Source organism: Kitasatospora sp. NPDC056273 (assembly GCF_042268845.1).
Taxonomy (GTDB): Bacteria; Actinomycetota; Actinomycetes; order Streptomycetales; family Streptomycetaceae; genus Kitasatospora.
On the sequence record NZ_JBHJSJ010000004.1, the window covers coordinates 135,789 to 150,801 of the forward strand.

Annotated in this window: 5 protein-coding genes; all 5 read left to right on the forward strand. The window is 68.8% G+C overall.

Features of this window, described 5'->3' with window-relative positions:
- Positions 1–42: 42 nt before the first annotated feature.
- The 5 genes from ACFCY1_RS05250 to ACFCY1_RS05270 all read left to right on the forward strand — a co-directional run bounded on the left by ACFCY1_RS05250 (position 43) and on the right by ACFCY1_RS05270 (position 15,001).
- A complete protein-coding gene (locus tag ACFCY1_RS05250; protein ID WP_375873585.1) occupies positions 43–4,857 on the forward strand; it encodes an NACHT domain-containing protein in 4,815 nt (1,604 codons plus the stop codon).
- Between the two features lie 394 nt (positions 4,858–5,251).
- Positions 5,252–7,321, forward strand: coding sequence for a Shedu anti-phage system protein SduA domain-containing protein (locus ACFCY1_RS05255; RefSeq protein WP_375873586.1), 2,070 nt, complete (start codon positions 5,252–5,254; stop codon positions 7,319–7,321).
- 319 nt (positions 7,322–7,640) lie between these two features.
- A complete protein-coding gene (locus ACFCY1_RS05260) occupies positions 7,641–12,842 on the forward strand; it encodes a sacsin N-terminal ATP-binding-like domain-containing protein (RefSeq protein WP_375873587.1) in 5,202 nt (1,733 codons plus the stop codon).
- Between the two features lie 389 nt (positions 12,843–13,231).
- Positions 13,232–13,879, forward strand: a complete 648-nt coding sequence (locus ACFCY1_RS05265) for a DCL family protein (protein WP_375873588.1) — start codon at positions 13,232–13,234, stop codon at positions 13,877–13,879.
- A 717-nt stretch (positions 13,880–14,596) separates the two neighbouring features.
- Entirely contained in the window at positions 14,597–15,001 is a 405-nt protein-coding gene (locus ACFCY1_RS05270) for a CU044_2847 family protein (RefSeq protein ID WP_375873589.1), read from the forward strand.
- The last annotated feature ends 12 nt before the right edge of the window (positions 15,002–15,013 follow it).

The following is a 15,013-nucleotide window of genomic DNA, read 5'->3' on the forward strand; positions in this document are numbered from 1 at the left end:
AACGACCGAAGACTTACTTGCTGAGAGGAGCACGGCCCGCCCATGCCGCCAAAGGGAGGCCTCGCCGACAAGATCGGAAACCGCTACGAGCGCCGGCTCGCACTGTTGCGCCTGCTCGAGCTCTTGGATGAGGCGCATGACTCGGTTCGGTTTCGGCTCGAGCAGCCGGGCGAGGACGACTTCGAGTGGTGGGTTGAGCATGGTGACGGCTCCCGGACCTACGCTCAGGTCAAGCGTCAGCTGGACGGTGATGAACAGTGGACGCTGGCGAAGCTGGTGGGCAGGGGCATCATCAAGGACTTCGGCAGGCAGCTGAAGATCGCGTCCACCGCCAAGTGTGAGTTCTACTCGACTCTGTCTGCCTCCCACCTGCAGGACCTGACCGAGAGCGCGCGCATGGCCGGCGACCTGCAAGACTTCGAGGGGGTTTTCGCGGCCGCCAAGGAGAAGAAGCAGTCCTGGACCAAGATCTGCGATGAGTGGGATTGGTGGGGTCCGGAAGAGAGTTGGCAGGCGCTCCGGAAGGTCACCGTCGGGGTGATCAGCGAGCCGATTCTGGAAACCCTCCTGGAGGCAAAGGCTCGCTGTCTGGTGAGCGGTGACCCGGCGACCGTGGTGAGTCTCCTTGGCACCTACTTGGAAGACCATCTCAGCCAGGAGATCACCGCGCAGGACGTCTGGAACCACCTGGCCACCAAGCAGCTGACCCCTAACGACTGGGGAAGGGACCCCGGCACACGCGTCAGGATCAACGCGGTCAACCAGTCCTACGCTCTCGGCGTGGCGATAGACCGCGGCCAGCTGGCCGCCATCCGGCGGACGGAGGCCGACACCATCTACGGGCCGCTCACTTCCGCTGACGGTCCACCCGTCGTGACGGTCACCGGTGTCGCGGGCATGGGGAAGTCGGAGCTGCTGGGGCAGGTCGTCGAGCAGCTCACTGCACCGCCCGTCGATGCGGCCGCATCGCAGCCTCTAGTACTCGCTGCGCGGCTGGACCGCCTTGCCGGGGAGTTCTACGATGCCGCTGGACTGGGCGCGGCACTTGGCCTGCCAGAATCACCCGCTGTCGTCCTGGCACGGCTGGCCGCAGGGGGACCGGCCGTGCTGGTGCTGGATCAGGTCGACGCGTTCAGCAGCGTATCCGGGCGTCACCCGGAGCGGTTTCATGCTGTCACCGAGACGCTTAGTCAGGCCCGCGCCATGGGAGTGCGTGTCCTACTGGCCTGTCGGACGTTCGACTTCCATGAGGACGACCGCTTGCAAGGCCTGACCGTGCCCGCTGTGGAGGGATTCCAGATCGACCTGGGCCCGCTCCCGGTGCATGACGTGGAGCGGGCACTGACCGCAGTCGGCCTGACGCTCGCCGCGCTGCCGCCCACATTGCAGGACCTCATTCGTACTCCGCTGCACCTGCGCATGCTGGTGATGCTGGGCGATCGAGGCGAGGACACCACCGGAATCACCACGCGTCTCCACCTCTTCGACCGGTTTTTCAAGAGCGTCATCCGCGAGGTCCACCGGATCGAGCCCGGCGCGCCGGCCGAGGAGGTCACCAGCATCCTCGCCGTGCGGCTGAGTACCCACCAAGAGCTGACCGCTCCCGAAGCACGACTGAGTCAGTACCTGGTCACGGTGGACCACCTCATCAGCGCCGGTTGGCTGCGCAAGAGCGACGGCCGCATCGGCTTCGCCCACGAGGCCTACTTCGACCACGCCTACGCCCGCCACCACGTCCATGGTGAGCTATCCTTGCTGGAGCTCCTGCGCAGCGCGGAGCAGCACCTGTTCCGCCGCTCCCAGGTCCGCCAGATCCTGACACTCGAACGGGAGCAGGACCGAAGCCAGTACTTGCGCGACGTCCGTGACGTACTCGCGGCTGCGGACGTACGCCCGCACATCAAGGAACTGGTCATCGCCCTGGTCACCAGCGTCCCCGACCCGACGCTGCAGGAATGGCAGGCCCTGACCGTCCTGGGCGACGGCCGCACCGAGCCTCTGTCGGACCGAGCCCATGCCCTCGCCGCCCGCTCTCCCGCCTTCGGTGAACTGCTGCTGACCCACGGCATCGTCAGGGACTACCTTGCCGACCCGGCCACGGCCGGGTTCGGTGTGTGGCTCTGCAGGATCATGGTCCGCAACAACCCGGACCAAGTCGCCGCACTCATGCAGCCCCATGTCGACGATCCGGCCTGGCCTCCGCGCATCATCGACGTGATCAACCTGGCGCCGCTGGCGAGGAGCGACGCGGCCGTCGAGTTGTTCGAGAACTCGATCAAGGCCGGCGCCACTGATGACCCAAGGCACGACGTTTTCACCCTCCTCTACGCCACCACGGACACGGCTGCGGCGGCGGGCGCCAGGATCGTCGGCGCCTATATGAGCCGCCGGCTCGTTCTCCACGTCGCCGCGCTCTCCTCGGCCGACACCGAGGCGGAGCACGAAGCCGGGGAGAAGTCCGTCGTTCGGGAGCCGGAATCCAGCCTGGCCCTGGCCGCCCCCCGGGACCCTCGCCCCGTGGAGCTTCTCGGGATCGGCTACCACAGCGCCTTGGACGTCATCGGCAAGCTCGCGGGACAGGACCCGGCCGCATTCGTGCGCCACGTCCTGCCCGTTGTACGCGCTGCTAGCGCCGCCACCCGCACCGGCCATGTCACGGACCGTGGGGAGCAGGACGCCACCTTCCCGCAGCGGCCGCCCCAGCCGCCGATGGCTGGAGGTGACAACAACACTGTCCTCGGCCACCTGGCACAGGCCATCCTGGCTGCGTCGGGCGCCGGCGACAGCGAAGCCCACGCCGCCGTGCGGGACATGGCCAAGTCTGGACTTGCCACTGAACAGGTCCTCGCGGCCGCCGGGTTCGCGGCCGGACACCCCGACCTCATCGACAACGCGCTCGCATGGCTGAGCGGGAACTCCTTCGCTCTCGTCCAAGGCTGGGTCTTTGCCCCGTACGGGTTCTCGGCCGAGGCGCTCACCCAGGTCTGCCAACATCGTGCTCCCGAGCAGTCCGCTCCCGCTCAGCAACGGGCCGCCTCCGTAACCAGCCCGGCTGAGGAGGACGGCAGACTGCCCAAGGGCAGCATCTCGCAGATCCTCCTGGCGAACATCCCAGCCTCACAGCTCACCAAGGAGACCCTGCAGCACCGGAACAGGCTCGACACCGAGCTTGGGCGCGTCGATACTCCCGCGAATACGATCCAGCCCCTCGGTGGCTTTGTCCGGTTCGCACCGCTACGGCCGCCGATCAGCCTCCAAGACGTCGAGGCCATGGAGGACGACCAGCTCATCCAGCAGCTGAACGATCACGCTGCCGACGGACACGCATGGCAGGAGGACGGTCAGCTCATCGGCGGGGCGATCAGCCTGGCCGAGGTCGTCACCACCGCGACCGACCACAACCCCGAGCGCTTCACCACGCTCCTGGAACGCAGCGGCCTGCTTCCCGAAACCTACGTCGCCGCCATCCTGGCCGGCCTGGACAAGGCCCGTGCCGGAAAGAGAGCTACCAGCGTTCAGGTACTGCGTGCAGTGATGGCCGCCGCCCCCCGCGTGGAGACGTACGGCCGACAGAGCCTCGCCATTCTCATCGGCAACACCACCGGGTACATCACCCCCGACGACCTCACCACCGCGAACTGTACTCCCCAGGACCTCGTCGCCATTCTCCGCAATATCTGGACGACCACGGGCGCCACCGCGACACCCGCGAGCACAGCGTCCGGGCCTGCTCCCCGACTCCCGAAGGAGCCGGCACCGAAAGCGGAGGACAACCCCGACCAGGGCCAGCTTCACCTGATGGAGTACGGCGGTGACATCGCAGGCCAACTTGTCAGCACCGTCTGGCAACACGCCGAAGGGACAGCCCTCGACGCCCTCCGCGGCCTCGCCGAGAGCCACCCGGAGGCTGCCACGGCCCTACAGGAGGAGCTCCAGCGCTTCGCGTCGAGCCCCGACCTTGTGGCGCGCGTAACCGCCCTTCAAATCGCCGGCCGGACCCAGAGCACCAACAAGGCCACGCTCGCAGAGCTCCTCACCACCGCGCTCGACGCCCCAGGCCTCACGATGCCCCCCGGCTCGGACTACCCGGCTGACTCCCGGATCCTGCTCGCCACCCTGCCCCTCCACACACTCCTGAACACGATCGGCTGGGGAGACTACGCCGCCATCGAGACCTTCGCCGCGCGCATGCTGGACCTGCGCACCGCCGCCAACACCGAAGACTCCACCAACCGGATCCTGGCATCCGTCGCCGAACGAGCCGCCCACAACGCCGCCTTCCTGACCACCTACGCCTACGCGACCGACCGGGCCCCGGCCGCGGAACGTGCCTTCGACGCCGTGGCCGAGGGCCGGGTGCCAGAGCGCCTCGGGGTAGCCACCGCCCTCGCCGATCTACAACCAGTCACCGCCTTTCCCCGCCGACTGGTCGACGCGCTGCTGAAGCTGTGCGACGACCCCAACGATGCGGTCGCCCGAACAGCTCTGACAACCGTCCGCGAACTCCCAGCCACCGATCATCCACACGTCCAGGACCTGCTCACCAACGTCGCCTACACCCGCGCTTTCGAGCTGGACCCCGGACCCGCTGTCAAGGCGGCCATGCGCTGTCAGGAGGTGTACCCCGGCCTCGTCCTCGACCTGGCCGAGTGCTTCTACGAACTTCACGGCAAGAAGACATCAGACCTAAGTTCGGCTGCCGCTGCGCACGCGCACATGCTGACGGAGGTCGTCACCAGCATCTACGCCCGACACCCGGAGGGCGACCTCGGGCACCGAGCACTCGATCTAATCGACACCATGGTCCTGGAGCGAAGCCTCGGTCTTGAGGACCGGCTCGGCAGCCATGACCGTTGACGATCACCGCCTGCGGGATCGGCGTGGGTCAGCGGCGTGTCTGGCGGCAGCTGCGGGGCGACGAAATGTCATCCGCCCAGGCAACGGCTGTGCCGGGCGGGCGAAAGCGCCGGGCCGGTCGTGCGATGGGTAGCGCCTTGCACGTGGTCGCCTTCGCAAGAGCCGGATGACCTCAGTCCGTGGGCGCACGGTACATCGTTGGGAGAGGCGCCCACTCCCACAACGCCGGCCGCCTGGCGCGACGTTGAGGATGAGCAAGATCGTTGCCGACACCTCGGCCTCGCCTGGAAATGCTGCGACGTTCTCGCAGCCAGCCAGACTCCTTGATGCCCGCGCGAGAACGGAATCTCCCGATAGCCCGCCTCGTGGCATACCGGCCGTCCATCATGGAGGCATGACGTCCAGTGACCCCGCCCCAGTACACGCGCGACCCGAGGTCACGGCGGTGACGCGGCAAGACATCTTCAAGTACCTGCGCGGGATGTCGAGCCCCTGGTGGGGAAAGCTGGACGAGGTCACGTTCCTGGAAGGCCTCTACGACCTCGACCGGCCGCCGTCAGAGAACAGCCAGCTCCCGACTGTCCGCGCCGAGATCCAGCAGCACCGGTTCAACAACGACGACCTGGCCGACGACTGGATTTTCGAGGACCCCAGGTTGGAGCTTGCTCAGGGGCCGGATGAGGTGTTGCTCGCCTTTCTGGCCCGGGTGGTCCATCCCGAGGTGGCGGCCGATGTAGAGGAGGCGACTGGGCACGTCGAGGAGCTGAACAGGCTTCTGGCACCGGACGGATGGGGCCTGCGTCCCTATGAGTTCGTTTCCGGTCGTCCGCTGTACACCCCGGTCCGTGTCGCGCCGACGGGCCCGTTGGTCCCGTTGCCGCTGGGCGATGAGGACACAGGCAAGCTCGACCTGGTCCTGGGCCAGACCTTCAGCCTCCTGGACTGCGCCGGCGAGGAGAGCGCACGCGACCTGCTGCGCACCGCGGTTCTGACCCTGCGCCGTGACGGCGGCTTCTTCCATCCCATGCCGGGTGACGGCTGGACAGCGGATACTTACGAGGCGGTCCTGACGGTGGAGCGCGAGCTCGTGCCCGCCTTCACCGAAATGACGAAGGGATTGATCTGGCGGACTCTGGAGAGAGTGCTCGGCCAGCTCGGGCGCATTGACGTCCAGCGCCTCGTGGTCGAAGGCGATCCCCGGCCCATGCCCAACATCCCGCCGGACTGGCGGACCCAGGCCGTTGCACCTGCCACCCCCATCGTTCGCGGCTTCCGCCTCCTCAATCTCACCACCGAGTTCGACGTCACCCGAGGGGACTTCGCCAGCCTGGAGATCCGCGGTTCCCGAGACGGCGATGGGCTCCAGCACCTCTACGACACCCGCGCCCGCCGAATGATCACCGACTTCGTCCTCGATGATCGGCCTCAGGTAGCGACCCTGCTCAGCGTCACCATCATCAAGAAGGGCGACAGCTACACGCCGAGGGTCAAACTCTGGAAGAAGGACAAGAAGAAGGCGGGGGACACCCCTATCTTCCTGATGGTGCCTGATACCGGCGCCACCCGGGTTGTCAAGGCGCTCGTCGATACCGGCGACGTTCACGAGAACTTTTGGAAGGTCATCAACTTCCTCCAGGGCTGCGCGGGCCTGAGCACCCCCGGCGACCTCCACCAGCTGGTGACCGGGGACGAAGCGCAGCTGGCCCAGCTGCTGACCGGTCAGGACCGGACGATGGTTCTCGGTGCGGTCAGGACCGCGATCGGCGGCGGACTCACGGAAGAGGACATCCGGCTGATCAGCAACCGCAAGGAACAGCTCCAGAGGTTTGAGCGGCTGCTTACCGATCCGGACTACTTCCAGCAGGCGGAGAGCCTGGCCACGACACGCGGGCCGGAGGCGGTCTGGCAGGCCTTCTTCGAGGAGAATCAGTGGATCTTCGGTTACGGCCTCAACCTCATCGCCTGTGAGTCCATCGACGACGGCAAGCTGGAACGCATCACCACAGGCGCCAGTATCTTCGGCGGGGCCGGGAAGCGCATCGACGCCATCATGCGTTCCAAGGGCCTGATCAGCAGCATGCTGTTCTGCGAGATCAAGACCCACAAGACGGAGCTACTCGCCAGAACCCCGTACCGATCGGGCGTCTACCAGGCATCGAAGGAGCTGGGCGGGGGCGTGGCCCAGGTGCAGAAGACCGCCAACAAGGCCCAGCAGCTCATCTCCCGTCAGTTCCTCGATCGCATCTACGAGGACGACGGCACCCCGATCGAAGTCGGGCTGTCCACCACCCGCCCCCGACAGGTCGTGGTGATCGGGAGCCTGCAGGAGTTCATCCAGAACGGTGCCGTGAACCCGGAGAAGATCAGCTCCTTCGAGCTGTACCGGACGTCCATCCAGGACGTCGAGATCATCACGTTCGACGAGCTCTACCAGCGGGCGTGTTTCATCGTCGAGGACCGCTGAGCCTGGTTGGCGTAAGAGCATCGGGCCTGGCTCCATCGCGTGGGCATTACGACGGACAAGTCGTCGCCCCCGGCTCAGAGTATGTGGACGATCGACGCAGCTGGTGGATAAAGGCCTCGGACCCATTGATCATGACCGAAATGCGTGCCTCGTAACGTGGCCGCGGATGATTTCGTACGGCACGTGGAGGCGGCGGTTGAAGGGCTCCGAGGCGGCGGGTTCCCGTCGGCGGCAGGTGTGGGCGCAGTCCGTGAGGAAGGCGCGGACGTGCCTGAGGAACCTGGCGGAGGGAGACACGACCTCGCGCGAGCTGAAGGACGTGATCGAGGAAATACTGGCCCCCGAGTACAAGGGGCGGGTGCTCGTCGAGCTCCTGCAGAACGCCCACGACGCGCACCTGGCCAAACCGGGCGACGGGCGGGTGGAGATCCTGCTCGACGAGACCGAGGGCGAGCACGGGGTCCTCTACGTGGCCAACGGCGGCCGTGAGCTGACGCCGAAGCGCTTCGACGCGCTGCGCCGGGTCGCGTCGTCCAGCAAGCGGCCGGACGAGGGCATCGGGCACAAGGGGGTGGGCTTCAAGAGTGTCCGCCAGCTGGCCGAGGCCCCCGAGCTGTACAGCGTCTCGGGCCCGGCCGCGAAGGCCTTCGACGGATACTGCTTCCGTTTCGCCCGGCCGTCGGACTTCGACCGGCTGGCGGCGGAGGCGGCCCCGGACGACCCCGGCGCGGCCGACAAGCTGCGCGCCAACCTGTCCGCGCTGACCCTCCCGGTTCCCGTGGACGAGATCCCGGAGCCGGTACGGCGGTTCCGCCGTCGCGGGATCGTCACCGTCGTCCGCCTTCCCCTCAAGGACGCCGACGCCCGCGCCTCGGCCGCGCGACAGCTGTGCGAACTCATTGACGACAGAGCACCGTTCGAGCTCTTCCTCGACCGTCTGGCCACGGTAGTGGTGACCCACGCCGAGGCCGGCGCCACCCCGAAGCGCACCGTCTTCGGGCGGCGGGTGACCACGCTGTACAAGGCCCGCGACCTCAGGATCGAGGAGGTGACGCTGCGCCGCGGGCGCCTGAAGCTGGTCTTGGTGCGCAGCAAGGTGCCGGAGGAGCGCGTCCTTCCCGCCATCGCGGCCAGCGGCGACATGGGCAAGGCCTGGGACCGGTGGCGCGGGTCCGCCGAGGTGGTGGTGGCGGTCCCGGTGGGCGAACCGCTGAGGGGCGGCCGGCTCTACACCTTCCTGCCGATGAGCACCACGGACTGCCCGGTCGACGGGTACGTCAACGCGCCGTTCTTCGCCCACGTCAACCGCCGCGCGCTCGTCCTCGAGACGCCGTGGAACCAGCTGCTGCTGGACGAGGTGGCCACGGCCTGCGCCCAGGCGGCCGTGCTGGTCGACGAGGGGCGGGTGCGGCTGCCGGGCGAGGCCGTGATCGACCTGGTTTTCCGGCGGAAGGCCGAACTGGGTCGGCTGGAGGAGGCGTTCCGGAGGCTGGGCCGCAAGATCGACGAGGTGGCCTTCATGCCGAGGGTCCACCCGGAGGGCTCCCGCACCTCGTTCGACCACGGCTACCTCATGCGGCGGCCCGAGGGCGTCGAGGTCTTCACCCCGCAGGCCGTCGGCGCGACCGGCAGGGCCGCGATCATCAACCCGGCCCTGGACCCGCTGCGCGCCGAGCGGCTCCGGACGATGGGCCGTTTACTCAGCCTGTCCCTGGAGCCGCCGGCCGACCGGCTCGCCGGGTGGGCGGAGGCCGTGGCCGAGGGGCTGGCCGCAGCCACCGGCACGCAGGGGGCGGACCACGAGCGCTGGGCGGACTTCTACCACGACCTGGCGGTGTCGTTCCCCGATACCACGGAGCTGCGGGGCAAGCGGATCGTCCTCGACACGAGCGGCCGGCTCGTCCCGGCCGGTGCCGGGCACGTCTTCTTCCCTGACACCGGAGACGTTCTGCTCCGGCCCGACGCGCTGCCCGTGCGCGTGCGGGAGCACCTCGCCTTCGTCCATGACGCGATCCCGTGGTCGGCAGGCCGGGGCAGGGTCCGGAGCCGGCGTGCCGCCGGGCGCCGGTGGCTCGAACAGGAGGGGCTCGTGCGGACGTACACCCCGGCGGCGCTGCTGCCTGTCCTGACCTCGGTGATGCGGCAGGACGGGCAGGACGACGGGACCCGGCGGGAGTGCCTCCACCTGGCCTGCTGCCTGTGGAGTGCGCAGGGTCCGCGCGCGGGCCGCGTCGAAGGCTTGCTCGTGCCCACCCGGGGAGGTTGGTTGCCCTCCTCGGACGCGATGTTCGGTCCGGGATGGGCGGGAGCGGCCTCGGCCGTCGACGACATGCTCGTCCGCTTCCTGGACCTGACCTGGACCCTGGACGACTCCCTCCGGCAGGCCCACGACGCACTCCTGCGGCCGGCCGCCGAGGTGTGCGAGGGCAGCGGCACCGATCCGGTCGTGCTCCAGCGCTTCTTGGAACGCCATGAGGTGAGCCACGGCCTGCGCCCGACGTACCACCCTGTCTGGGGGCCGGTGAAGGGGAGCCAGCTCAACCACCCGTGGTCCTTCGACGCCTACTGGTCGATCTGCCCGACCGCCCAGGCGCACCGGGACTGGACGGCGACGGCCCAGAAATGGCGAAACAGACGCGAGGGCCTCTACTCGACCGTTTCCTACCGGCCCCACAACGGCCGGCTGGCGAAGCTCCCCGGCCAGGACGTCTATGCCGGGTTCTCCGACGAGAGCCGTCGGCTCTACGCCGAGCTGATCGTCCACGGCCTGGACACGTGGCTGCCCAGCGCCCTGGAGGCCCGCTTCACCGGAGGCAGCGACCACTCCGGCACCGTCTGGCCGACCCCGCTCGCAGCCTTCCTCTGCCAGGCGCCGTGGATACCGCAGACCCTTGACCACCGGGGCCGGAGCGCCTTCGCCTCGGTCTCGACCGCGTGGTGGTGGAGCGAGAGCGAGCAGCCGCCCGCTTACCTCTCGGTCGTGCCCGCGGGGCTGCGGCAGCTGGCGACCGGCAGGGCGCTGGAACGGCTCGACCTGCTGGGCGTGCGCCGCTGGGCCGACCCCCGCACCGCCCTCGACCGGCTCCGCCACCTGCCCCAACTGTTGCTCGAGGCGCCTCAGTTGCGCCACGGGGTGCATGCCAACGCGATCCGCCGCGCCTACGAGCGGGCCTGGTCGGAGCTACTACCACCCCACTGGCAGGACGGACTGCCGACCGGCGGCCGGTCCACCGACCTGGAAGCCCTCTTGGTCTCCCGGGCCGGCGCCCTGGAGGTCCTCCCCGCCGCCCCCGACGATGAGGCGGCCGAACCGGTCTACCTGCCGGACCCGGACGCCGGCCAGCAGCGCAAGTTGCTCGACCAGGTCCCCGTCCCGGTGCTCCCGCTGGACGACCGAGCCCTGGGCGGCCGGGTGCACGAGTACCTCGCGGACCACGACGGCTTTGAGCCCCGTCCGTGCAGCGAGGCGGCGGTCCAGGTGGTCGCGGACCAGCTGCCCGCACCGCAGGCGCCGAGCACGCCCCTGCTGGAGTTTGCCGGCCCCTGGCTGCGCACCCTGGTGGCCGCAGTGGTGGAGTACGACGAGGACCGCGCCCTGCGTCCGGGGACGGTCACGGTCGCCCGGCTCACCCGGCGTCTGCGCTCCTGCTCCCTGGTGCTCGCTGCCGAGGCCGTCACCCATGTTGCCGGACACGTGCTGACCGCCACCGACCGCTCGGTGTTGCACGACGACCCCGAGCGCCCCTGCCTGGTCGTCGTCCAGGCACCGCCGCGAGCGGACTGGCCGGTCCTGGAGGCGGCCGCGCCGGGCATCGCCGAGCTGGTTGGCGCGCCGTACCGAGCCGACGCACTGGAGATTGCCCTGGTGAGGCTGGGGCAGCGAATGCGGAATCGGGGAACCGCCGAGGTGACGGAGGCCGACCTGGCCGCAGCACTTCGCCTGCCGCTCCACCGGCTGGAGGCGGTGCTCTCCGACCGTGCCTCCGCCCGCTCAGGCAGCGCCCGGATGGTCCCCGTGCTCGCCTGCGAGGACGTCGAGTTGGCGGAGCAGCTACAGCAGCTCCAGGAGACGTTCAACAGCCGTGAGGAGCTGCGCGGCTGGCTGGCCGAGAACCTCGGCGCCGATCGCGCCGAGCTGCTGCTCTCACTCTCGGAGGACGACTGGCAGCGGCTGCTGCTACGGCTCGGCGTGCCGCTGGAGCGGGCCAACCGCGCGTGGGAGGTCCTTGGGCTTGCCACGATCGACAACTCTGCCCTGCATACCCGCCAATTCGAGGCATGGCTGCAGGGCAACCGCGCGCGGCTGGCGGACCGGGTGCGCGACGCGTTCGCGGCCTCCCACCGCGCCGGGCGGGAGCTGGGGGAGTACGTGCGGCTTCGCGAACTGCCGGAGCTCGGCCCCGACCCGGCTTGGCACCGGACGCTCTGGGAGCTCCCCGCCCAGCTGATGGCCGACCACGCGGACCGGTGGCTGGCCGAGCACCTGCCCCCGGCGGGCAAGGACTCGGGGGCGCTGCCGCCGGTGAGCGAGGTCCGGGGCGCGTATGTGGGCTTCGTGCACGCCCGACTGCCGGAACTGCGCAGCCTGATCGAGCGCTGGGTCACCCGGCAGGGGGGTGCCATGGAGTTCACCTGCCCCGGGGCGGCGCGGGTCGCCCAGGAGATGGAGGCGGAGGGGCTCCTCGACTTCGCTCCGCTGACCCGCAAGGCACTGATCGCCTGGCTGCGCTCGCGTGGTTACTGGCCGGACGGGATGCCGGCCACGACGAACCTCGCCGATCTCGGGCTGGAGGGCGACATGGCGGGCCGTCAGCCGTCGTCGCCGCGCGACGGCCGGGCAGCGGCACCGTCGGGGCGGTCCCAGACGCCGACGCTGGAGTTCAACGGTGAGCTCCTGCCCATAGGGAGCGACGACCTGCGCGAACTCGCGCGCACAGTGGTAGCCGACCTTACCGAGGCGCAGCTGGCGACGCCGGTCGACGTGGTGCCCCCCGAGGCCCCCGGCCCCGCTGCCGCCATCCCGCGCCAGCGCGGATCCGGCGGCTCAGGGAACGGCACGGGCGGCCTGCGGGAGTCCGGCAATGGCGAGAAGCCCGTCGCGGTCGGCCTCGCCGGCGAGGTGGTGGTCGGCGCCTGGCTGGAACGGCACTTCGGGGTGCCGCCCGAGGAGTCGTGGAAGTCGGAGATGCGCCGCCACGTCCTCGCCGACGGGCTGGGCAACGACAGCCTCGGCTACGACTTCCTGATCCGGGACGGCGAGCGCACGCTGCTTTTCGAGGTCAAGTCGTCCACCGGCGCGGACGGCGACATCCACCTCGGGGACACCGAGACGCGGGCCGCACGGGCGAGCCAGCTGGAGCCCGACGTTGAGTACCGGATCGTCTACGTCTCCCACGTCAACGACCACGAGCGCCGGAGGATCACCCCGCTGCCCAACCCGTTCAGCGAGTCCGGCCTGACTAGCTATCAGATCGTCAGCACCGCGATGCGACTGCGCTTCGTCCTGCCACAGGAAGAGTGACGGCGCTGCGCCGGTGCCCGGTCCCGGCCGGTTCACCGGCCGGGGTGGAGAATTCGTGAACGGGCGAAGCCGTGCTCGACGCGGGCGCAGCTCTACATGACACCCACGATCGGAAACTGGTGTCTACCTGCCGAACTCGAAGCACGAGCACCGAAGCTGGAGCGCGCTGGCAGCTCGGCGTAGGTCGAGTGACCCGGGATCGCTGTTGGATCCGAACCCCCGTGAAGGCGGAGCAGACGAATTGGCCCGGGTATGCCCGGACGGGTTGGTGTTGGAGACGCGAACTCCCTTACCACAGCCGCGGTATTCGCTTCCCTCGTGCCGCTTGGCGGGTCCATCGTTGTGGGGGCGCCCGGATGTGGCGGGCGGATGATCAGGAGGTTGATCTGGTGGCAGTGACTTGGATCGGGCGACGTCGGTACACGACGAAGACGGCGGCCGGCGACGCGGTGCGCAAGATTCTGCATGGGAACCCGATCGGCACCGAGTTGGCTGGCGAAGAGTTCGACCTTGTGCGGGACCTTCTCGACATGCACCACGAGGCCGAGGAGAAGATTGGCGTAGGCGTGGCTGGCATCCGGATCGCCCCTCCGCAGAAGGGCAAGTACCCCGGGTTCGAGGTGGTGCGGACGGACGGCAGTACGATCGACTTCTCTTACAAGACTTGCCTCACTACCCCGAGCCTTCGATCCCAGGTACACAACGTGATGCAGGTGGAGATCGAGGACAAGAAGGCCGCCTACTTCGAGTCGCGGCGCGCCGCCGGGACGTTCACCTCTGACCTGTCCGGAGTGCCGTTGGACACGAGCGACACCGCCGTGAGCCACTTCCGGGGCCCGGCGTTCGCCCAGATCGCCGATGGGTTTGCCGCCGCCGAGGGCGGGTGGGAGGCCATTGAGCTGACCCCTTCGACCGACTACGGCCTCGGGCTGTTCGTCGATCGCGACCAGGCCGACCGGTGGCGCGCGCATTGGCAGGATCGGGCGGTCCTCGGTCTCCTGACCCAGGCGGAGAACCGTAGCCGCCTGCGCGCCTGATCGCCGACTGCGGCCCCGGCTTCTGGGTGAGGGCCGGGGCCGCGCTGTTCCTTCTGCCGGGTTGTCGGTCGTACCGGTTGCGTGTCAGGAGCGATATTGGTGGTCGACGTAGTGGCAGCCGGGACAGCACGCAGAGTGGTGACGGTGGCAGGCGGCTGCGGACGGGCGAGGCGGGGCGCCTCCGCATGGGCAGAGCTGACGACACCGTCGACGAGGTCGCCATCCTGTTCCCCAGGGCACCTCCGCGTGCGTGGGCCCGACATGCGGCCGGACCATGAGGCGAGGAAGCGGAAGCTGATCGAGGAGGGTCAGTTCGTACGGCGTCACAGTGACGCCCAGCCCCGGATTGCCAAGACCTCCGTGTTCGGGAGCCCCTCAAGCGGCCTCGGTCATGGGCGATGGTCATAGGCACACGGTCCAAGGAGGGGAAGGACGAGTGTCGAGGCTGGCTGAGCCCACTGAGGAGGTCGGGCTCCACCGCGGCCCTGGCGCGGCAACGGCAGAAGAGGGTCCTGGTACGAGGCTGCAGAACTGCCTCTGTAGTAGGCGAGGGGTTTGATGAACGCCGCCGAGCTGGCGATCCCGCGAGGTAGCCGTTTGCCGTAGTTGGGTGATTCGACGGGGCTGGGCGAGCTGAGGCGGTACCCTCAGCTCAGCTTGAGGCTCCTGGGGCAGTCGCACACAGCTGCTCATACCCATGGCAAATGCGGGGGGACCGTGTCTGATTTCGTGGAGTTCAACTTCCCGGACGGTACCGACGTCTTGGTCGAGGTGTGGCCTACCGAGCATGCGACTGCTGCTGCCGATGCGCTCCACCAGATGCCTGGCAGCTCGGCAATCGAGCCGGTGGGGATCGGTGCGCGTGTCGTGCAACATGCAGGCCAGAGCCTGAATGACGCCTTTGCCCCACTGGTTCCAGTCCTCAGGAGCTTGCACGACCAGGTCACGCGGCTTCCGCAGGCACCTGAAGAGCTGACCGTCGAGTTCGGGATCAAGCTCACGGCCGGGCTGAAGCTCGCGATCATCAGTGGTGGCGAGGCTAGCTTCAACGTCTCGGCAACCTGGCGATTGAACAGCACAAGTGTGAGCGAAGTCGGTGGTCCCGAGGCAGTATCTGAGTGAGCCGGAGCGCTG